The organism is Burkholderiales bacterium (assembly GCA_013695435.1).
Lineage (GTDB): Bacteria > Pseudomonadota > Gammaproteobacteria > Burkholderiales > JACMKV01 > JACMKV01.
On sequence record JACDAM010000272.1, the window covers coordinates 1 to 20,321 of the forward strand.

A 20,321-nucleotide genomic window follows, 5' to 3' on the forward strand; every position below is an offset into this window, starting at 1 on the left:
AGCCTGGTGATCGGGCAGGACTGGCCGCCCGGAAAAGCGGGCGATGTCCGCGTTGTGCTGTTCGTGCGGCTGCGCGATGGCCTGACACTCGACGAGGCGCTGGCCGAACGCATCAAGCAGCGCATACGCAGCCAGACGACGCCCCGGCATGTTCCGGCCAAAGTGATCCAGGTCGCCGACATTCCGCGCACGAAAAGCGGCAAAATCGTCGAACTCGCCGTGCGCAACGTCGTGCACGGGCTGCCTGTGAAAAACCGCGACGCGCTGGCGAATCCGGAAGCGCTCGCACTCTACGCCGACATTCTGGCGCTGCAGGTTTAATCGCAACGACAACGGCTTGGTGGCTTTCGTTAAGGTTGCGCATAAGCTGACAATCTGTTCTAATCCGCTTGCTTATTCCTTGCGTTATATGGATTTAAGTATTTTTCTTAATGCAGATTGGAGAAAACCATGTCCAGCTCCCCCCAAAGCAAAACCAACCCCTTACTCATCATCGCGGCGATCTCGGTCATCGTGTTCAGCGGCATCGGCATCGCCGTGATGACCGGCGTCATTCCCGACTCGTTCTCGAAAAACACGCAAAGCGATGCGATCCATTTGAGTGAAGCAAAACCGGAGGCAAAGATCGCCATCCCGGCCGAGATCAAGTCAAATGTTCAATCCGCGCCGGTTGCCGAGAAGCCGATCACCGGCATGGTCGGCGAACCAAGGCCAGCCGCGACCATTGCGAAAAAGAAACCGGCGCCGAGCCCGGCGAGATCGAGCCAGAAAGTTGCGAATGACAGAGTCGCCATGAACGATGTCGCGCCCGCCACGGTTTGCAGCGACTGCGGCGTCGTCAGCTCGGTTGATGTGATTCAGGAAGCCGGCGAAGGCTCGGGTTTGGGCGCCGTAGCGGGAGCGGTTGGAGGCGGCTTGCTGGGTAATCAGATCGGTGGCGGCAGCGGTAAAAAAATAGCCACCGTAGCCGGCATTCTCGGCGGCGGCCTTGCCGGACATCAGATCGAAAAACAGGTCAAGAAAACGATGCGCTACGATATCCTTGTGAAAATGGAAACCGGCGGCTACCGCACGTTCACCGAAGCAACCGACCCCGGCCTGGCCGCGGGCGATAAAGTAAGGCTTCAAGGAGCCGGGATCGTCAAGGAATAGGCATCCGCAGACCCAAGCCTCATCCCCGGGGCGGCCCAGTCATCGACTGGCCCGCCCCGTTCTTTTTCAGAGCCGAATACTTTACGCCTAGCGTAGCAAGCACTAACCGCCTACCAGAACTTCCACCAGCTTTTGTCGCCCTTGCCGCTATCGGGAAAGTTTTGCCGTAGCACGCGGGCCGTGTCATCGCGCAAATTTGCCATGCCGATCACATCGTAGGATTTCACCATGATCTGCAGGGCTTCCAGGCGCGCTGGCGCTTGCGGATAGGTCGTCAGCACGTACTGCGCGCGATTGATGGCGGCGATGTGTGCGCCGCGCTTGACGTAATAGCGGGCGACGTGAACTTCGTGCGTGGCAAGTGCATTGGTCAGGTAGAGCATGCGCGCTGTCGCATCGGCCGCGTAACGGCTTTGCGGATAACGCGTAGTCAACTCCTTGAACGCGTCGAACGATTCGCGCGCGGCTTTCGGATCGCGCTCGGTCAGGTCCTGGCCGCCGACGGCTGCGAAAAAGCCGGCTTCTTCGTTGAAACTGGTCAGCCCTTTCAGGTAATACGCGTAATCGACATTCGGATGATTCGGATGCAGCTTGATGAAGCGGTCGGCGGCTGCAATCGCGGAGGCCGGATCGTCGTCCTTGTAATAGGCGTAAGCGATTTCGAGCTGCGATTGCTGGGCGTAGCGGCCATACGGGTAACGCGACTCCAGCGTTTCGAATAGCTGAACGGCGCGTGGATAGTTGCCGTCTTCCAGCTCCTCTTTCGCCTCCGAATAGAAGCGCGATGCCGACCAGTTTTTAGTCTCGTCGATCTTGTCGGGGAGCAGGCCGCAGGCGCTGATCAAGAGCGCCGCAATTACCGATAAACTACGTCTCATGGCAGGTCTTCTGAATCAAAAAATGAATTATAGCGCACACCCCAGGCAGCCTTTAACGAGCGAATCAATGTCACCACCGGGGGAGATTCAATTGAGGGCCTGTTCACACATAAATCATGCCCCGTGCTTTGGTCTCGCGGGATGCGATGCGAGGCGGACGGCGCGCCGCAGGGCCATTCCCTGCAAGCGGCGGCCAACGTGGCAGCGCGCCCGCCAGACCCAAGCCCTACGGGTTGCCCCCAAACCGGGCGCTCACTTTGTCGCGCGATCATCCCGGTTTGGGGGCAACGCGGGGCATGATTTATGTGTGAACAGGCCCTAGTTGTGCCGGATAGTTGCGCAGGATTGCGTCTGGACCAGACGCTCGCGCGTCTGTTGCCGCAACATTCGCGCAGCCGTTTGCAGGGCTGGATTCAGGAAGGCCGCGTGCTGCTCGACGGCGCGCCGGCCACGGTAAAACAAAAAATTCGCGGCGGCGAAACCTTGCTCGTGCACCCGGCCGCCGAGCGCGCCGAACTGGCGCATCGCCCCGAAAACATCGCGCTCGACATCGTTCACGAAGACGAGTCTCTGATCATCGTCAACAAACCAGCTGGCCTGGTCGTTCACCCCGGCAGCGGCAACTGGAGCGGGACGCTGTTGAACGCCTTGCTCAGGCATGCGCCGCAACTTGGCCTGCTGCCGCGCGCCGGCATCGTGCATAGGCTCGACAAAGATACCAGCGGTCTCATCGCGATCGCCAAAACCGAAGTTGCCCAGACCAGCCTCGTCCGTCAGTTGCAGGCGCGCAGTGTCAGCCGCGATTATCTCGCGATCGTATGCGGCCACCCCGCGCGCTCGGGCAAGGTTGAAGCGCCTGTCGGCCGCCATCCGATGCAGCGAATCAAAATGGCGATCGTTGCTTCCGGCAAACCGGCGGTCACCTATTACCGCACCCTCGAGCAATTCCTCGAATGCGCGCTCGTGGAATGCACGCTCGAAACCGGACGCACCCATCAGATTCGCGTGCACCTGCAATCGATCGGACATCCAGTGATCGGCGATCCCGTCTATTTCGGCAAGCGTTCGGCATCGCCGGCGATTGGCAAATTCCCCCGCCAGGCGCTGCACGCGACCGCCCTTGCGCTGGATCACCCAGCGACCGGAAAAAGGGTCGGCTGGCGGATCAACCTGCCTGAAGATATGCACGACTTGCTCGCGGCCTTGCGTAACGGCGACAGCCCATCGCCGTCATGACGCTTGCGGATTGCATCATCCCTGACTGGCCGGCGCCGCGGAATGTGCGGGCATTGATCACGACGCGCAGCGGCGGCGTCAGCGCAGGCCCCTATCGCAGCTTCAACCTCGGCGATCAGGTCGACGATCAACCGCAAGCCGTCGCGGAAAATCGCAGGCGGCTGCGCTGTCATCTGCCGGCGGATCCGTTGTGGCTGAGCCAGCGACACGAAACGGTGGTTGCCGATGCCGGCGCGGCATCGCCAGCGCGAAACAGTTTACGAACCGCAGGAACAGGGGGCGAGCGCAGTGGCGATTGGGTGCGGCCTTTCGCTGATGCCGGCGTTGCGCATCGCACGAATGCGGTTTGCGCGGTATTGACCGCGGACTGCCTGCCTGTCCTGTTGTGCGATCGTGCAGGCAGTTGCGTCGCCGTCGCTCACGCCGGCTGGCGCGGGCTCGCGGCCGGTATCATCGAGGAAACCGTGCGGGCGATGCGGGTTCAACCTTCCACGCTGATCGCCTGGCTCGGCCCGGCGATCGGCCCGCGCAAGTTTGAAGTCGGCGATGATGTGTTGCGCGCTTTCACCTTGCCCAACGCAGCGGCGAAATCGGCCTTCATTGCTCTGCGCGAGAGCAAATGGCTCGCTGACATTTACGCGCTCGCTCGCATGCGCCTCATTGCGTGCGGCGTTACAGCGATTTACGGCGGCGAGTATTGCACGGTCAGCGATGACCGCTTCTTCTCCCACCGGCGCGACAAAATCACCGGCCGCTTCGCTTCGCTGATCTGGCTGGCCAACTAGGACGTCGCTGTCTTTCCCGCGGAAGCGGAATCCAGAAGGCCTCGTAACCAGGATACCCGCGAGCTCTGGATTCCCGCTTCCGCGGGAACGGCAATTTAATCAGAGATTCCCTTTACCGAACGTTGATCGCCGCGGCATGCCGTATGCATATCCGCGTATAATCCGGCTTTTTCCGCAAAGCGCTTCATGCCCGCACTGTACTGGATAGTCGCCGCCACGCTCATCGGCGGGTTGTTGAGCGTTGCGGCGGCGGCGGCTTTCGCGTTTCGGGCGAGCCCGGCGCGCGTCGCGATGCTCGTCAGCTTTGCGGTTGGCGCGCTGCTCGGCGTGGCGTTCCTGGAAATCCTGCCGCATGCGTTCGAGCTTTCCGGTGATATCGAAAGAACCGCGACGACGGTGCTGGCCGGCATCCTGCTATTTTTTGTGCTCGAAAAGCTCGTGCTATGGCGGCATTGTCATCACGAGCAATGCGAGGCGCATGACAGTGCGGCTGTCGAAACCGGCGATCGCGGCCGCAGCGGTTTGCTGATTATCATCGGCGATACGTTTCACAATTTCGTCGACGGCATCATCATCGCGGCCGCGTTTCTCGCCGACATCCAGCTCGGCATAGTGACTTCCCTCGCCATCATCGCGCACGAGATCCCGCAGGAAACCGGCGATTTTTTTATCCTGCTGCACTCGGGCTATTCGCGCTCGCGGGCGCTGCTGTTCAATATGCTGTCGAGCATGGCCATGCTTGTCGGCGCGGTGATCGCTTATTTCGCGCTGCAGACGATGCAGCAATGGGTGCCGGCACTGCTGGCGCTGGCCGGAGCGAGCATGATCTACATTGCTGTCGCGGATTTGATTCCGGGGCTGCACAAGCGTCCGCGGATCGCCGATACCATCCAGCAGGCCGCACTGATCGCGCTCGGCATTGCCGTCATCGCGCTGGTCCGGCAATTCGACTGAGGCCGATTTCGACTCGCCTCACTTTCCCGCGCGCCGGCGCCGCCGCTCGGGCGTGCCGACCAGCCATAGCAATAGCGCGAGCGGCAAAAGTCCGTAGCATAAAAACGTCATCGCAGCAGCGACCAGATTCGCTTCAGTCGCCGCCATCAACACGGCGACATACAGCCAGGCAATGGCGACTATATACATCTTGAAAGGGGCGAAGAGTGACTCGCTTCGCGCAGCAGCGCGACCGGCGTATTATAGGGACTCCGCGGCTTGCCGAAAAATCGCTGCGGCTACCCGCAGTCGCCGCCCATGTCCGCAGAAAAGAAGCTCGCCTGGTTCGAAGCATTCAGCGCCGTCAACCAGCAGTTCATCGACCATACCGTCCGGCGCGTCCGCGCTGCCGGCGTGGACCGAATACCGGAAATCCTGCGCGAGCTGACAGCGGCGTACTCGCGCAAGCCGGAGCGTTGGGCCGAAATTCAGCATCGCTATCAACGGTCGCAATGGCAGTTATGGTCAGACTTCTCCCGCGCCTCTGTTGATGGAAAACCGTCCGCGATCGTTGCACCGCAAGTGGACGACAAGCGATTTCGGGATCCGGCGTGGAATGCGTTGCCGTTTTTCGATTATATGAAGCAGTCATATTTACTGACCGCGAACGGACTCCATGATTTGATAGAATCGGCCGAACTCGATCCGGTCCGAAAAAATCAGCTGGCCTTCCACGCCCAGCAATATCTCGACGCCATAGCACCGAGTAACTTTCTCGCCACCAATCCGGAAGCTTTGCAGCTTGCGCTCGAAACGGGGGGGCAAAGTCTAGCGCGCGGCCTGGAGAATCTCGCGCGCGACGTGGAGCGCGGCCGCATTTCGATGTCGGACGAAAGCAGCTTCGAGGTTGGAAAAAACCTCGCGGTCACAGCGGGCGCGGTGGTGTTCGAAAACGACTACCTGCAGCTCATTCAATATGCGCCGCTGACCGAAACGGTTTACAGGCGCCCGCTCCTGATCGTGCCGCCGGTCATCAACAAATACTACATTCTCGATCTGCAACCGGAGAATTCGTTCGTGCGCTTCGCGCTGCAACAGGGCCACACCGTATTCATGATTTCGTGGCGCAACGTCGGCGGCGAACTGGGCGGCGCGACTTGGGATGACTATGTCGAAAGTGGCGTCGAAAAAGCGATGCGTGTCGTGCGCGACATCGTGCGCGCGGACAAAATCAACGCGCTCGGCTTCTGCATCGGCGGCACCCTGCTAGCGACCACGCTCGCGGTGCAACGCGTCCGCAAACGCAATCCGGTGGCGAGTCTGACTTTGCTCGCGACCATGCTCGATTTCGCCGACCCCGGCAAAATCAGTGCTTATATGGACGACGCCTACCTTAGTGAATGCGAAACCCGGTACGCCGGCGGCGAGATCATGCACGGGGCGGAGCTTGCCGAGGCTTTCGCCAACCTGCGCGCGAACGAGCTGGTATGGTCGTACGTCGTCAACAATTATCTGAAAGGACAAACGCCGCGCGCTTTCGATTTCCTGTACTGGAATGCCGACACCGTCAATCTCCCCGGCGCGCTTTACGCTTTTCTGGTCAAGAAGCTGTATCACGAGAATCGACTGAAAGCGCCTGGACAACTATCGGTTTGCGGCGCCGGCGTCGATCTCGGTCGGGTCGACATGGCCACTTATCTGTTGGCGTCGCGGGAAGATCACATCGTGCCCTGGCAGACGGCCTACGCGAGCACGCGCTTGCTGCGCGGGCAGCTTGAATTCGTGCTTGCCGCCAGCGGCCACATCGCCGGCGTCATTAATCCTCCCGAGAAAGGCCGCCGGAATTACTGGATTAATCCCGATCATCCGCTCGATGGCGCAGAATGGTTGTCCGGCGCGGCCTCCGTCGCCGGCAGTTGGTGGACGCACTGGAGCGCCTGGATCGCCCGCCACGCCGGCAAAAAAATCAAGGCGCGCGGCGCGCTCGGCAATACAATATATGAGCCGATCGAAGCGGCGCCGGGACGCTACGTAAAGGCTTCGTCCTGATCAGGGGTTGTATTCGATAAACAAACAAAGAAGGAGTGGGACATGGCAAAAAGAATCGCGGTGGTAACAGGCGGCATGGGCGGTCTCGGTGAATCCATTTGCATCAAGATGTCCGAGGAGGGATACCAGGTGGTGGCAACCTACTCTTCGAACAACCAGAAGGCCAACGACTGGCTGGGCGCGATGAAGGAACGCGGGTACAACTTTTACTCTTCGCAGGTCGATGTTGGCGATTTCGATTCGTGCAACAATCTGGTCCGGCAGATCGAAGCCGATGTCGGGCCGATCGACATTCTGGTCAACAACGCAGGCATCACGCGCGACGTGACGTTCAAGAAAATGAGCAAGGTCGATTGGGATTCGGTCATGAGCACGAATCTCGACAGCATCTTCAATATGACCAAACCGGTCGTCGATGGCATGGTCGAGCGCGGCTGGGGCCGCATCATCAATGTGTCGTCGGTCAACGGCCAGAAAGGCGCGTTCGGCCAGACCAATTACGCGGCGGCCAAAGCCGGCATGCACGGCTTCACGAAAGCGCTGGCGCTCGAAGTCGCCCGCAAAGGCGTAACCGTGAATACGATTTCGCCAGGCTACATCGGCACCAAGATGGTCACGGCGATTCCTAAGGAGATCCTGGACACCAAGATCATTCCGCAAATTCCCGTTGGACGGCTCGGCAAGCCGGAAGAAATCGCCGGCCTCATCATTTACCTGGCGTCGGACGAAGCGGCGTTCATCACCGGCGCGAACATTTCTATCAATGGCGGTCAGCATATGTTTTAGGCCCTGAATATTTTCCTCGTTGACCATCCGCTGTCGGCGCAGGGCGGGTGGGGCGAGGCGATGGACAGCGGCCAGACCGGGCGGGTAAAGACGGGACAATTGTGCGGACCGATTGCGTATAATCCGCGCTTGATTTTCAGCGCGCCGACAGGAAATGCCTCATGAACGAATCCATCAGAGTCATCAAGAAATACCCGAACAGGCGCTTGTACGACACGACCGCGAGCACCTACATCACTCTGGCGGACGTCAAGGTGCTGGTGCTCGAACACATCTTTTTTCATATCATCGATGCCAAGACCAACGAGGATCTGACGCGCGCCATTCTGCTGCAAATCATCCTCGAGGAAGAAAGCGGCGGCTTACCGTTGTTCTCGAGCGACATGCTGTCGCAGATCATCCGCTTTTACGGCCACGCGATGCAGGGCATGATGGGCAACTATCTGGAGAAAAATATCCAGACCTTTATCGATATGCAACAGCGTCTCAAAGAGCAGTCGCGCACCCTGTATGGCGATAACCCGGTCAGCGCCGATGCCTGGTCGCAGTTCGTGAAAATGCAGGGACCGACGATCCAGGGCCTGATGGGAAGCTATCTCGAGCAAAGCGCCAATATGTTTCTCGAGATGCAGCAGCAATTGCAAAAGCAGACGCGCAGCCTGTTCGGTACTTTCCCGTTCCCGAATTTCACACCCGGCAATGCGTCAAACGGCGCGCCCGATAACCCGCAACACGATCCGGACAGCGCGCCTGAAATCGAGGCCGCGCGTCCCGATGATTCTGAAAAAGGCAAACCGCGCGGAAAAAAACCCAGCCGCTAGCAGGCTGTTTGAAGAATTTGCGTTACTTCCGCCGTAACCAAAAAAACAGTTTCTTCTCGTCGCTCGGTAACAACCTTTTCATCATCCGTTTTGAATTCACAGTAAATGCGCGATCTTCCCGGTAAAGTCGGTTTCGTCTCGCTCGGTTGCCCGAAGGCGCTGGTCGATTCCGAACAAATACTGACTCGCCTGCGGGCCGAAGGCTACCGGATCGCAGCGGATTACGAAAGCGCCGATCTGGTTGTCGTCAACACCTGCGGCTTCATCGAATCGGCGGTCGACGAATCGCTGGCTGCGATCGGCGAAGCGCTGGCCAAAAACGGCAAGGTCATCGTGACCGGATGCCTCGGCGCCAAAGCCGAAACGATTCGGGAAGCGCATCCGGACGTACTCGCGGTGACCGGTCCGCATGCGACTGCCGAAGTCATGCGGGCCGTGCACACGCACCTGCAAAAGCCGCACGATCCGTTTATGGATCTGGTGCCGCCGCAAGGAATACGCCTGACTCCCACGCATTACGCGTATCTGAAAATCTCCGAAGGCTGCAATCACCGCTGTACGTTCTGCATCATCCCGTCGCTGCGCGGCGATCTGGTCAGCCGGCCGATCCATGATGTCATGCTCGAAGCGGAGAACCTCGTGCGGGCCGGCGTCAAGGAATTGCTGATCATTTCGCAGGACACCAGCGCCTATGGCGTCGATGTCGGATATCGCACCGGATTCTGGCGCGGCCGTCCGCTGAAAACGCGCATGACCGAATTGATGCGGGCGTTGAGTGAATTCGGCGTGTGGATTCGTCTGCACTACGTCTACCCATATCCGCACGTCGATGAAGTGATACCGCTGATGGCCGAGGGCAAACTGCTGCCTTATCTCGACGTGCCCCTGCAACACGCAAGCCCGCGCATCCTGAAAGCGATGAAGCGGCCGGCGTCGTCGGAAAACAATCTCGCGCGGATTCGTAACTGGCGCACGATCTGCCCGGAGATCGCCATACGCAGCACGTTCATCGTCGGTTTCCCCGGCGAAACCGAAGCTGAATTTGACGAACTTCTCGAATTCCTCGAGGCGGCGCAGCTCGATCGCGTCGGCTGTTTCACTTACTCGCCGGTCGACGGCGCGCGCGCGAATGCGCTGCCCGATCACGTCGCGGAAGATGTCAAGGAAGCGCGGCGCGCAAAGCTGATGGTATTGCAAGAAAAAATCAGCGCAGCGCGCATGCAGCAAAAAATCGGAAAGACGATGACCGTACTGATAGAGAGCGTAGAAGGCGGCGCGGCAACTGCGCGCAGTGCGGCCGATGCGCCGGAAATAGACGGCAATGTCTACATCGGCAACGCGCGCGGCTTGAAGGCTGGCGATTTCGCCGTCGTAACAATTACGCGCGCCGACGTGCACGATCTATGGGGCAAAACGGTGAGCTCGGGGCCCGAAGTGAAAAAAACGAAAGAACAACGCGCCGAAGTGCAACACGCGAAAGCGCAGCGCGCTGACGCTGCGCTCAAAACCTGACGCCCGTGACCAGTTCGCCGCCCTCGCGATAATATGCGTGTGGCATACCATCGGTGGCATGGCCGACGCCGATGCCGCCGTTTTTGTCGACCGCAATCAGACCGGCGTCTTTGCCGAAATCCGCGACGATACGCGCCATACCGGCGTCTATCGATTGTTGCGCGCTTTGCCCTGCTTCCATCAAATCGCACAAGGTTTTTGTCGCGAGACAACGCAACATGATTTCGCCGTGCCCGGTCGCGGAGGCTGCGCCGAAAGTGGTCGCGTAATTGCCGGCGCCCGCGATCGGCGTATCGCCAACTCGTCCAGCCATTTTCAACGACATCCCGCCTGTTGATGTCGCGGCCGCCAGGCCGCTGCTGCTGTCCAACGCCGCTGCGCCTACCGTGCCTGGCCTGAGCTGCGGATAAGCATCCAGCATTTTCCGCAGGCCAGTAAACCGCGAGCTGTTCACATTGCCCAATTGCCGCAAGGCTTTGCTATAAGCAATGCGCGCATCGTCAGTGACCGGATCGTAGTCATCGAAACCCGCCGCGCGCGCGAAACGCTGCGCGCCTTCTCCTGCGAGCAGCACGTGATTGGTTTGCTCCATGACAGCGCGCGCGACTTGCACCGGATTTCGCACCCGCTGCAAAGCGGCAACGGCGCCGCAACGCAAATCGGCGCCGACCATGACCGCGGCATCCATTTCGAGATGACCATCGATATTCAGGCTGCCGCCGGTTCCGGCATTGAACAGAGGATTGTCTTCAAGCGCCATCACCGCGGCGACGACAGCGTCCAGGGCGGATGCTCCGGCGACGAGCAGCCTGATGGCGCGTTCTGTTGCGGCGCGCATGCTTTCCAGAAGCTGCGGCGCCTCGTCCGCCTGATGGCGACCGGCGCCGCCGTGTAGCACGATGGCATACATTCGGCCGGCTAGACGTGCTGCTGCGCCAGCGGCTTGTGCCCCGCCCTGCACGGCTCATTGCGCGTCTCGTCAGCGGCAACGCTCCTGAAAAATTCTTCGACTTCGCGCAGTTCGCGCGTGCGCTTCATCGGCGGAAGGCTCTGCCAAAGCTTGCGCCCATACGGTTTCGAGATCAGCCGCGGATCGCAGATCATCAGTACGCCGCGATCGTTTTCATCGCGAATCAGGCGACCGGCGCCCTGCTTCAACGCAATTGCCGCGCGCGGCAATTGATACGACATGAATGCATTCTGCCCCTCAGCCTGCATCCTGGCGATGCGCGCCGCGAGCACGGGATCGTCGGGTGATGCAAACGGCAGCTTGTCGATAATAACCAGCGACAACGCCTCGCCGCGCACATCGACGCCTTCCCAGAACGACTGACTGCCGATCAGCACGGCATTGCCGAGGCGGCGAAAGCGTTCAAGCAATTCGGTGCGCGTCGCCTCACTCTGCAGCAGCAACGGAAAGTCGAGCTTGGCATCGGCAAATGCCTGCTGCAGCAGCCGATGCGCATCACGCATGGCGCGCAGGCTCGTGCACAGAAGGAATGCGCGTCCGGATGATGCCCTGAGGACCGGCAATGCGGTTTGAATGAGCGCGGCGGTGTGCGCAAGGCTGTTCGGTTCGGGCAAATCGTTCGGCACGTACAGCAAGGCTTGCGTTGGGTAATCGAACGGACTGTCCCAGCATTCGGCGCGTATCCCCGGAATTTCGGACAAACCCAGTTGCTGCGCGTAATGGCTGAAATCGCGATTCACGGCAAGCGTGGCCGACGTAAAAATCCAGGCGCGCGCGCTCGCCTGCAACTGCTTCCGGAAAATCCGCGCGATCGATAGTGGTGTCGCATGCAATTGCAGCGACTGGTTGAAAACCTCGATCCAGCGCACGAACTCGTCGTCTACCAGGGGATCACGGGCAGCGGTTTGCCAGCCTGTCAGTTGCGCGGACAAGTCTTCGGCGCGAGCCGCGCAATTCCGCAAACCGTCGCTGCGCTCGGCCTGCGCGGCCAGCAATCCGCCGAGCGCTGCCAGCTTACCCAGCACAGCCGTCAGCGCGTCATTGAAAGCCGTATCGTTGGCCAGGGCAGTCGCCGGTAAACGTGCATTGTCGGAAGCGAGCGCAAGACGTAAATCGCGCGCTGCACGATCGAGTGCAACGCAAGCTTCCGGCAGATGAATAAAATCGCCTGCGCTTTTCACGGCTTCGAGGCGCGCATCGCGCGCCAGCTCGATCAATTGCGCGGTCGATACGCTGTGGCCGAAAAAAATGCCGGCGGTTTCGGGCAACTGATGCGCTTCATCGAAGATCACTGCATTGCAGGCCGGCAGCAACTCGACGATTCCTTCGTCGCGCAGCATGACATCGGCAAAAAACAGGTGATGGTTGACGACCACGACGTCGGCCGCCAGCGCCTCTTTGCGCGCCTCCATCACGAAACATTCCTTGTAATGACCGCACTCGCCCCCGAGGCAGTTGTCGCGCGTCGACGTCGCATACGACCACACGGCGGCCGTTTCCGGGACTTCGCTCAAGCCGCCTTTGTCGCCGCTGCGGCTGGTTTTGGCGTAGCGCGCGATGGCAGCGATATAGAGCGCGTCATCGCGGCTGGCAAAGTGGCCATCCGCGACCGCACGCTCCAGATGATGCCGGCAAACGTAATTGGCGCGGCCTTTCAACAACGAAACGCTGACCGGAATTTTGAGAGCGGCGCGGACAACAGGAATGTCGCGATAAAACAATTGATCCTGCAGGTTTTTGGTGCCGGTCGAAATGATGACCTTGGCGCCAGACAATAACGCCGGCGCCAGATAGGCAAAAGTTTTCCCGGTGCCGGTGCCGGCCTCGGCGAGCAGGATCGAATTCCGATCGATCGCCTCCGCGACAGCGCGCGCCATCCCGATTTGCTGCGGACGAAAACGGTATTCGCCGACGGCTTGCGCCAACAGGCCGTCCTCGGCAAACACGCTATCGAGATCGACCATGCCGGAAAAGCGATTCGGGGAGAAGTGGTAATGAGTGACCGTCACCGCCATTCCCGCGGACTTTGTCCCGGCAGTCCTTGCGCCGGGGGCGGGAATCCAGAGACTTCTGCGCAATGGGATAGTTCGACAACTCCGGATTCCTGCTTGCGCGGGGTGACAACCTGATCAGAAAATCGGAGCGCGCTTGCAAGTTGCCGGAATCACATCTGCGACTGCACGTAATTCTGAAGGCCGACGCGCTCGATCAGATCGAGCTGCGTTTCCAGCCAGTCGATGTGCTCTTCTTCGTTGTCGAGTATGTTCTCGAACAATTCGCGCGACACGAAATCGCCGCACGATTCGCAATACGCGATCGCCTGCTTCAGCGTGGTGTGGCCGAGCATCTCGAGTCGCAGATCGCATTGCAGTACTTCGGTCACGTTTTCACCGATGAAAAGTTTGTTCAGCTTCTGCACATTGGGCAGGCCTTCCAGAAACAGAATGCGCTCGATCAGCATGTCGGCATGCTTCATCTCGTCGATCGATTCCTCGTATTCGTGGTCGCCGAGCTTTTTCAGGCCCCAGTTTTTGTACATCCGCGCGTGCAGGAAATACTGGTTGATCGCCGTCAATTCGTTGCCGAGCACGGTGTTCAGGAATTCGATGACTTTGCTATCGCCTTTCATTTCGCGCCCTTGAAGCAGTAATCGGTGCAGCGTAACAGAAAGTCCACAGGATGAAAATTACCGGGGGGCGAGTCGGGTACTGAAGGGTATTACCTGATGGCGGATCAGGCGGCAGAGAGCAGCTTGGTCTCGACTGAAATCAGCTTATTTCGCAACGCATCGCACAGAACGTCTTCTGCATAACAGGAACAGCGGCCGCAGCAAGACGCGACGCCGAGTTGTTCGCGCAAATCCTGCAGAGAACACGCGCCGTGCTCGACGCATTCGCGGATCTGCTGGTCGGTTATGCCATAGCAAAGACAGATATACATGCGCTAACAACCTGCCGCTGGGAAAATCATCTTCATCATACCGGCTGTGGAAAGGTCGCGATCATTTCGTATCGGATTTTTTCACTGCCGGACAAGTTGCGCAAGGTACTTTACGCGATTTGTCCAGGTCGAGACATTCCAGCGACTTTTGCACGCAGCAGACCGAACGCCTGCAAGCGACGACCGGCAGGCCGGAGCGGTTGGCGGCGTCGCGAAAGCTCTTCATCACATTGTGCCCGAGAAATCCGTGAACAGGATGACGAGGTCGGTGTTGCTCAGCAGCCCGGTGAATTGCGCTGATGCGATGCATTGCGCCCGCTGACGTGGTGCGCGATATGTATGCCGAAACCCAGCAGGATTTCGGGGATATTGCCTAATCGATCCGCGCCGACCACCAGGGCATTCATGCCATCGCACCCTTGCGTTTGCAGTTGGCTTAATAATAATCGTTCTCGACAAATAGTCAATAAGAATAGTTATCATTCGTTATTGCATTTACGAAATCCGTTTGCTACGATGCGGCTGGTCAATGCCGTGGCCGGATGCAATGCGCGTATCGCCTCTTGGAACGTCTCAGAATTTAACAGGAATGCCATGCAAAATCTGGCTACCGTCAAGCTTGAATCACCGGCCGCAAGCTATTTCCTCGACGCCTTTATCGATCGGTTTCGTGACCGAATCGGAAATGAAATGAAGCAGTACGCCTCGCAATCGGTCGAATCGCGCGCCTCTACGGTGTCGGTCGACACCATCGCGAGGCGCAAACAAATCAGCAGCCGCGACCTGTTCGACGGCAGCCGCGAGTTGTTGATCGAACACGCCGGCAACGTTTATCTGCTGCGCCAAACCAGCAAGGGAAAACTGATTCGGACCAAATAGCTATTACGACTTCAGCCAGCCAGTAAGCCTCAGCGCTTAGTTAGCCAGCCAACATTGTTTCAACGGGGGAACATGATGGGCTTGAGCGCTAAAGCGGCAATATTTTTATTGGTCCTTGCTTCGCCATCGTTACAAGCAGAACCCGGAATTCTCCTGCCCCGCATTGATGTTATCGGCACGCCTGAGAACCTTGAAAACATTGCCGGCTCCGGCGATATCGTTACCGGGGAAACCCTCGAAAAAAGCCGCGTGTTTACAACCAACGAAGCACTGCGCAAAGTGCCCGGCGTGCATGTACGCGATGAGGAAGGCTTCGGTCTGCGCCCCAATATCGGCATCCGGGGCCTGAATCCGACGCGCTCGACAAAAGTCCTGTTGCTCGAAGATGGCATTCCGCTGACCTATGCGCCGTACGGCGATAATGCGAGCTACTACCATCCACCGGTCGAACGCTTCGAACGTATCGAAGTCCTCAAAGGCGCGGAACAGATCAAGTTCGGCCCGCAGACCATAGGCGGCGTCATCAATTACATCACCCCGTCGCCGCCGCTGGAGCCCGGCGGGAGCGTAACGCTCGCCGGCGGCAACCGCGATTATTTCAACGGCCGCCTGCAATACGGCGCCCGGAACACGCTGTTCGACTACAGCCATAAACAGGGCGACGGCGCGCGTGATAATACTTATTCGAATCTCGATGATTTAAACCTGAAATCTGTGTTTGATCTGACGCAAAGCAGGCTCTGACGCTGCGCGCAAACTATTACCGCGAGCGTTCGGAAGTCGGTTACACCGGCATAACCGATGCTGAATTTCGCAATTTCGGTGCGCGCTACAACCCTTTCGACAACGACACCTTCGATGCCGACCGGGCAGCGCTATCGGCGACGCACGCCGTGGTCTTTAACGAAAACGCGGTGCTCACGACCAATCTGTACGGTGCGTTTTTCAGTCGTGACTGGTGGCGGCAGTCGAGCCGCACTACCGACACCCAGTGTAATGCGTCTGTTCCCGGATTCTCGACCACGCGCCTCAATGGCGGTGCGGTCAACCCCGATGCGTGCAACTCAACCCAAGGCCGGCTGCGCGATTACTACACGTATGGAATCGAGCCGCGTCTGAACCTCAGACACGGCTTGTTCGGAGTCGATAGCGAAGCCGATATCGGGGTGCGCGTGCACTTCGAAAACCAGAACAGGCAGCAGGTCAATGGAACATCGGCGTTCGCGCGCAGCGGCACAACGGTCGAGGACAATCAGCGTGATACGCGCGCATTTTCAGCGTTTGCGCAAAACCGGTTTATTTTCGGAAAGTTCGGTCTGACGCCGGGTTTGCGCGTCGAGCGTGTGCTGTACGAGCGCGAAAACAAACTCGCCAATGGCGGCGCCGGGGCGACCGGCAGCACCGACCTAACCGAATACATTCCGGGCCTCGGCGCAACTTATAATCCAGCCGAAAAAGTGACGCTGTTTACCGGCATCCATGGCGGTTTCGCGCCGCCGCGCACCGAGGACATCCTGACGAATGTCGGCGGCACGGTCGAAGTCGATGCCGAACGAAGCTGGAATTTCGAGCTCGGTGTGCGCGCGCAGCCACAGGACAGCATACAGATTCAGGCAACCTACTTCCGCAACGATTTTCAGAATCAGATCGTGGTCGGCAGTGTGGCCGGTGGCGATCTGCCGCTGGCGCAAGGCGAGACCTTGCATGAGGGCATCGAATTTGGCGGCCGCATCGACAGCCGCGCATTCCTGAGGAGCGCCCACAATGTGTACTTTATCGCCGCCCTGACTTACCTGCCAACCGCGGAAATCACTTCGCCTTTCGTCCAGGTCAGTAATGGCGCGTCATTGCAGGGAGACACGACAGGCAATCGCTTGCCGTATGCGCCGGAAACCCTGCTGACAACTACGCTGGGCTACGAACATCCATCCGGTTTCGACGCGCGCTTCGAGGTCGTACACCTCGGCGAACAGTTCAGTGATTTTGCCAATACCGGCGCGCTCAACCCGTTCGGCAATGGTCTGGTTGGAGAAATCGCTTCGCATACGATCTTCAACGCGGCAGTGAATTACCGGATCAAGCCGTTGCAAACAACCGTATTTCTGACGGCGAAAAATCTGACCGACAAAACCTACATCGTCGACCGCACGCGCGGCATCCTGTCCGGCGTTCCTCGCCTGGTTCAGGTTGGGCTGCAATATGATTTCTGATGCCATGCAATCAGCTGTAAGCGCCGCGAGAGGAACGAATTGGACGGTCGACGCCAAGCCGCGGTTGGAAAACCGATCTTGCGAAATATGCCCGATAGCCATCCAAACGCGAACGGAACGTCGCGGCTTAAATCGCGTCCCAGTCGGTTATACAGCTACCGGAGAACTACTCGTGCGCATCTTTTCGCTGGTTTTATTCGCGTGGGTAATGACGGCGGCGGCTGAAGACGCGAAGACGCCGGGCGCGCGGCAATACACATTCGCCTGGGGCTTTGTCGACGGCTCAAGGATGGAACCGCGCGGTGGAACGACGAAAGGCCCGCCCGTCAAACTCGTGACCGAGCCAACCGAGGACTTCAAGCGCCTGCAAGAGCCTGGCTTGAGCAGCTTCGAGCGCGACCGGCGCGCCATACTCGCGATGGCTGGCGGCTACCGCACGAGTTTTGACTTCCTTGAAGTCGCCGGCTTCACGAAAGGCTTCAAGCCCGATCGCCCTTATCAGAGCTGGGCGACCGAAAGAGTGTACGTGCTCGAAGACCGTGACCAATTCATTGCACTGCAGCACCTGCTCGTCATGTCGATTCTTGACAAGGACGGCAAGGTGCAAGGGCCGTTCGTGACCAAGCATTGGCGACAGGACTGGCAGTACCAACCGGCCGATCAATTCGTCTACCGCGGCGACAATACCTGGCAGCGCGTACGCGTCCCGGAAGACAGCCAGCGGGGCGCGTGGCGGCAAAGCGTTTATCAGGTAGACGATTCGCCGCGCTATTCGGGAGTCGCGCGCTGGCAGCATTTCGGCAATCTCTCGAGCTGGGAAAGTCCCGAGGGCTGGCGACCGTTGCCGCGCCGCGAATTCAGCGTGCGCAACGATTATCACGTGCTGATCGGCACCAACCGACACATCATTCTGCCGACGGGTTGGGTGCACGAGCAGCAGAATCTGAAAGTGGCCCTCGGTGAAGACGATAAACCGCGCGCAGCCGAACCCGTCATTGCGCGCGAATTCGGCTATAACCGCTACGAGCGTATCCAGGAGTTCGATTGGTCGGCCGGCGACCGCTACCTGGCCAGCACCGCACCACTGTGGAAAGCAGTCCGTAAAGAATGGGCCGACCTGATCGCAGGTGAGCAGCCGTTACGTTTGCGCGCCGCGCCGGACAAGGACCAGCTTTTCATTCCGCTGTTCGAGCACGCCGAGAAACTGGTCGAGGGTGAGAAAGTCAGCACCGCGGCAACGGCTGCTTTCGCGGCAAAGGCGGTGGCCGATTATCTCCGCGAGCCCGGGCAGATAACTGGCGGCATTGAACGCTAATGGTTTGTTGAAAAGCCGCAACTTGTCATTGCGATCAGCGTTTTTGAAGGTCTCCGCAAAAGCGGGGAAGCAATCTCCAAGCTCATAGCTTTCTGAGCTTTTCAGGTTCGGGGCGATCAGCGACGTACCCGCGGCCTGCCGGACGCTCGTGCGCAGAGATACCGGCTAAGGAACCAGCCTTTGCCAGCGCGGGTCTGATTGCCATAAGCCTGAAGTGGAGTTGCGATGAACAAGCAAATTCGTCGGATGATTGCGCTTTGTGCGATGCTCAGCGGTTGTGCAACGACCCCGCGCCCTGTCGTCGAAGGGCCGATTTCACCGCTGACGCCGCAAGCCGCGCGCGCCGATCAAGGCGTGGGCCCGAAAGAACGCGTACGCTGGGGTGGTGAGATACTCAACGTCGAAACCGCGGAGAACCGCACGTGCTTCGAAATCCTCGCCCAGGAACTCGACTCCAGCGGGCGGCCGAGCGGCGACGGCAGCGATTACGCTGGCGAAAGCCGGCCGACCGGCAGTCGTTTTCTCGCCTGCGACCAGGGCTTCTACGATCCGGCCATTTATGCCAAGCGCCGCGATCTGACCGTGGTTGGCACGCTGGTCGATAGCGAAACCCGCAAGATCGGCGAGCACGATTACCGCTATCCGCTATTGCAGGTCGAAAAGCTTCACCTGTGGCCGAAATACAGCGCCTATCGCGACCCATACTTTTACGATCCCTTCTGGGGCTGGCCGTATTCCCGCTTCGGCTATGGCTTTGGCCTCGGCTACCATCCGTTCTACTTTCGCGGCCGGCATCGCCACTGGTAATAATCAGGATGATGACGCGGGGCTCATCTCCCTCCCGCTTTCAGAAACTCTCCCCCGGGCCGGCTACAGAAACTAAGCCATGAACCCGAGGTTGGCGGTCGCAAAACGCGCCAAGTGCGGGAAGATCACGCCCAGATCGCCGTCGCTTGCTCCCAGCCAGCGAGCCAGCGTGGCGCCGTACTGATCTACTGAAGTTGTCGGAATCAAGCGTCCGCCGCCCGCATCGTTGACGCCGTTGATCGTCAAATCCGGATAGTTGCCGTAAACGGCGTGCCCGACTACGGAGCCGCCGAGTACCCAGTTCACGTTGCCCCAGGCGTGATCCGAGCCGTCGCCATTGGTGGTCAGCGTGCGCCCGAAATCGGTCATTGAAAACGTCGTGACGCTGTCGGCCACGCCGAGTTCTACGGTCGCGTCGTAAAAAGCCTTCATTCCCTGCGCGACCTGGGTCAGCAAAGCCGCCTGATCGGTCAGTTGATCGTCGTGGGTATCGAAACCGCCGAGCGAAACAAAGAAAACCTGCCGACGCAATTGCAAGGTATCTCGCACGCTGATCAGCCGTGCGACCATGCGCAGTTGGTCGGCGAGGCGGTTGCCGGTCGGAAAAACCGTCGTCAGGGTCGGGCCCGAAACCAACGCCGCATCCACCTGATCGGCCAAAGCGAGCGAACGCGATGTCAATTGACTCGAGTGAGCCTCGAACAAATGGCCGCTTTGCGCCTGGCTCAGCAATTGATCGTAAGCCGCTTTGCGGTTCATCGTGGTTTGCGAGGTGCCGCTGAACGCCGTGAGCCTTTGCACGCCGGACGAACTGAGCACATAAGGAATCGCCGCGTCGGCGGTCTGAAAACGATTGTTGCCCGCGATGGAAATATTCATCGACAACTGCGGGTTCATGTTCATCGACGCCAGCCGCTCGGCCAGCTTGCCGCCCCAGCCCTGACGCTTGAGCGCATCGGGTTCGCTCGACATCCATTCATCCTGCTGGTCGTTGTGCGAGAACAAGCGCGGCGGCAGATTGCGGTTTGCCTGGTAGTCGGTCTTGGTA

At 59.2% G+C, this 20,321-nt stretch carries 21 protein-coding genes and 1 pseudogene; 14 read left to right on the forward strand and 8 right to left on the reverse strand.

Annotated features, from left to right (window positions below):
- Positions 1-321: acetoacetate--CoA ligase (locus H0V78_13435; GenBank protein ID MBA2352741.1), on the forward strand; the 321-nt coding region annotated here is incomplete at its 5' end.
- 129 nt (positions 322-450) lie between these two features.
- A complete protein-coding gene (locus H0V78_13440; GenBank protein MBA2352742.1) occupies positions 451-1,152 on the forward strand; it encodes a glycine zipper 2TM domain-containing protein in 702 nt (233 codons plus the stop codon).
- A gap of 110 nt (positions 1,153-1,262) precedes the next feature.
- On the opposite strand, the gene H0V78_13445 is transcribed toward H0V78_13440, so the two are convergent.
- Entirely contained in the window at positions 1,263-2,030 is a 768-nt protein-coding gene (locus H0V78_13445; GenBank protein ID MBA2352743.1) for an outer membrane protein assembly factor BamD, read from the reverse strand.
- A 303-nt stretch (positions 2,031-2,333) separates the two neighbouring features.
- Between H0V78_13445 and H0V78_13450 the strand changes: the two genes are divergently transcribed.
- The 3 genes from H0V78_13450 to H0V78_13460 all read left to right on the forward strand — a co-directional run bounded on the left by H0V78_13450 (position 2,334) and on the right by H0V78_13460 (position 5,005).
- Positions 2,334-3,266: an RluA family pseudouridine synthase gene (locus tag H0V78_13450; GenBank protein ID MBA2352744.1), complete on the forward strand. Its 933-nt coding sequence runs from the start codon at positions 2,334-2,336 to the stop codon at positions 3,264-3,266.
- Complete coding sequence (gene pgeF / locus H0V78_13455; protein ID MBA2352745.1) at positions 3,263-4,051, forward strand: peptidoglycan editing factor PgeF; 789 nt, start codon at positions 3,263-3,265, stop codon at positions 4,049-4,051. Before H0V78_13450 ends, pgeF begins: the two co-directional genes overlap by 4 nt.
- A gap of 186 nt (positions 4,052-4,237) precedes the next feature.
- Entirely contained in the window at positions 4,238-5,005 is a 768-nt protein-coding gene (locus H0V78_13460; protein ID MBA2352746.1) for a ZIP family metal transporter, read from the forward strand.
- 18 nt (positions 5,006-5,023) lie between these two features.
- Here the strand turns inward: H0V78_13460 and H0V78_13465 are convergent, their stop codons facing one another.
- On the reverse strand, positions 5,024-5,194 hold the full coding sequence (locus H0V78_13465) for a hypothetical protein (protein ID MBA2352747.1): 171 nt from the start codon (positions 5,192-5,194) through the stop codon (positions 5,024-5,026).
- 108 nt (positions 5,195-5,302) lie between these two features.
- Here H0V78_13465 and phaC point away from each other — a divergent pair, with 108 nt between their 5' ends.
- From phaC to rimO, 4 genes are all read left to right on the forward strand, one after another.
- The gene (gene phaC / locus H0V78_13470; GenBank protein ID MBA2352748.1) at positions 5,303-7,033 is read left to right on the forward strand and encodes a class I poly(R)-hydroxyalkanoic acid synthase; all 1,731 of its coding nucleotides are present in this window, start codon (positions 5,303-5,305) and stop codon (positions 7,031-7,033) included.
- 42 nt (positions 7,034-7,075) lie between these two features.
- The gene (gene phbB, locus H0V78_13475; GenBank protein MBA2352749.1) at positions 7,076-7,819 is read left to right on the forward strand and encodes an acetoacetyl-CoA reductase; all 744 of its coding nucleotides are present in this window, start codon (positions 7,076-7,078) and stop codon (positions 7,817-7,819) included.
- Between the two features lie 161 nt (positions 7,820-7,980).
- Positions 7,981-8,640: a polyhydroxyalkanoate synthesis repressor PhaR gene (gene phaR, locus H0V78_13480; protein MBA2352750.1), complete on the forward strand. Its 660-nt coding sequence runs from the start codon at positions 7,981-7,983 to the stop codon at positions 8,638-8,640.
- A gap of 105 nt (positions 8,641-8,745) precedes the next feature.
- Positions 8,746-10,152, forward strand: coding sequence for a 30S ribosomal protein S12 methylthiotransferase RimO (rimO, locus tag H0V78_13485; protein ID MBA2352751.1), 1,407 nt, complete (start codon positions 8,746-8,748; stop codon positions 10,150-10,152).
- Here the strand turns inward: rimO and H0V78_13490 are convergent.
- The 5 genes and pseudogenes from H0V78_13490 to H0V78_13510 all read right to left on the reverse strand — a co-directional run bounded on the left by H0V78_13490 (position 10,142) and on the right by H0V78_13510 (position 14,469).
- A complete protein-coding gene (locus H0V78_13490; GenBank protein MBA2352752.1) occupies positions 10,142-11,062 on the reverse strand; it encodes an isoaspartyl peptidase/L-asparaginase in 921 nt (306 codons plus the stop codon). The genes rimO and H0V78_13490 overlap by 11 nt on opposite strands.
- Before the next feature lie 8 nt (positions 11,063-11,070).
- Entirely contained in the window at positions 11,071-13,086 is a 2,016-nt protein-coding gene (locus H0V78_13495) for an ATP-dependent DNA helicase (GenBank protein MBA2352753.1), read from the reverse strand.
- 200 nt (positions 13,087-13,286) lie between these two features.
- Complete coding sequence (gene bfr / locus H0V78_13500; GenBank protein MBA2352754.1) at positions 13,287-13,751, reverse strand: bacterioferritin; 465 nt, start codon at positions 13,749-13,751, stop codon at positions 13,287-13,289.
- A gap of 104 nt (positions 13,752-13,855) precedes the next feature.
- Positions 13,856-14,062, reverse strand: coding sequence for a (2Fe-2S)-binding protein (locus H0V78_13505; protein MBA2352755.1), 207 nt, complete (start codon positions 14,060-14,062; stop codon positions 13,856-13,858).
- 61 nt (positions 14,063-14,123) lie between these two features.
- Positions 14,124-14,469, reverse strand: a pseudogene (locus tag H0V78_13510) (DUF2325 domain-containing protein).
- Between the two features lie 283 nt (positions 14,470-14,752).
- Between H0V78_13510 and H0V78_13515 the strand changes: the two are divergent.
- The 5 genes from H0V78_13515 to H0V78_13535 all read left to right on the forward strand — a co-directional run bounded on the left by H0V78_13515 (position 14,753) and on the right by H0V78_13535 (position 19,273).
- On the forward strand, positions 14,753-14,941 hold the full coding sequence (locus H0V78_13515; protein ID MBA2352756.1) for a hemin uptake protein HemP: 189 nt from the start codon (positions 14,753-14,755) through the stop codon (positions 14,939-14,941).
- Positions 14,942-15,049: 108 nt separating this feature from the next.
- Positions 15,050-15,685: a TonB-dependent receptor plug domain-containing protein gene (locus H0V78_13520; GenBank protein MBA2352757.1), complete on the forward strand. Its 636-nt coding sequence runs from the start codon at positions 15,050-15,052 to the stop codon at positions 15,683-15,685.
- Entirely contained in the window at positions 15,682-17,151 is a 1,470-nt protein-coding gene (locus tag H0V78_13525) for a TonB-dependent receptor (GenBank protein ID MBA2352758.1), read from the forward strand. Before H0V78_13520 ends, H0V78_13525 begins: the two co-directional genes overlap by 4 nt.
- A gap of 172 nt (positions 17,152-17,323) precedes the next feature.
- A complete protein-coding gene (locus tag H0V78_13530) occupies positions 17,324-18,466 on the forward strand; it encodes a hypothetical protein (GenBank protein MBA2352759.1) in 1,143 nt (380 codons plus the stop codon).
- Positions 18,467-18,691: 225 nt separating this feature from the next.
- Positions 18,692-19,273, forward strand: coding sequence for a Slp family lipoprotein (locus tag H0V78_13535; protein ID MBA2352760.1), 582 nt, complete (start codon positions 18,692-18,694; stop codon positions 19,271-19,273).
- A 72-nt stretch (positions 19,274-19,345) separates the two neighbouring features.
- Here H0V78_13535 and H0V78_13540 read toward each other — a convergent pair.
- Positions 19,346-20,321: DUF1501 domain-containing protein (locus H0V78_13540; GenBank protein ID MBA2352761.1), on the reverse strand; the 976-nt coding region annotated here is incomplete at its 5' end.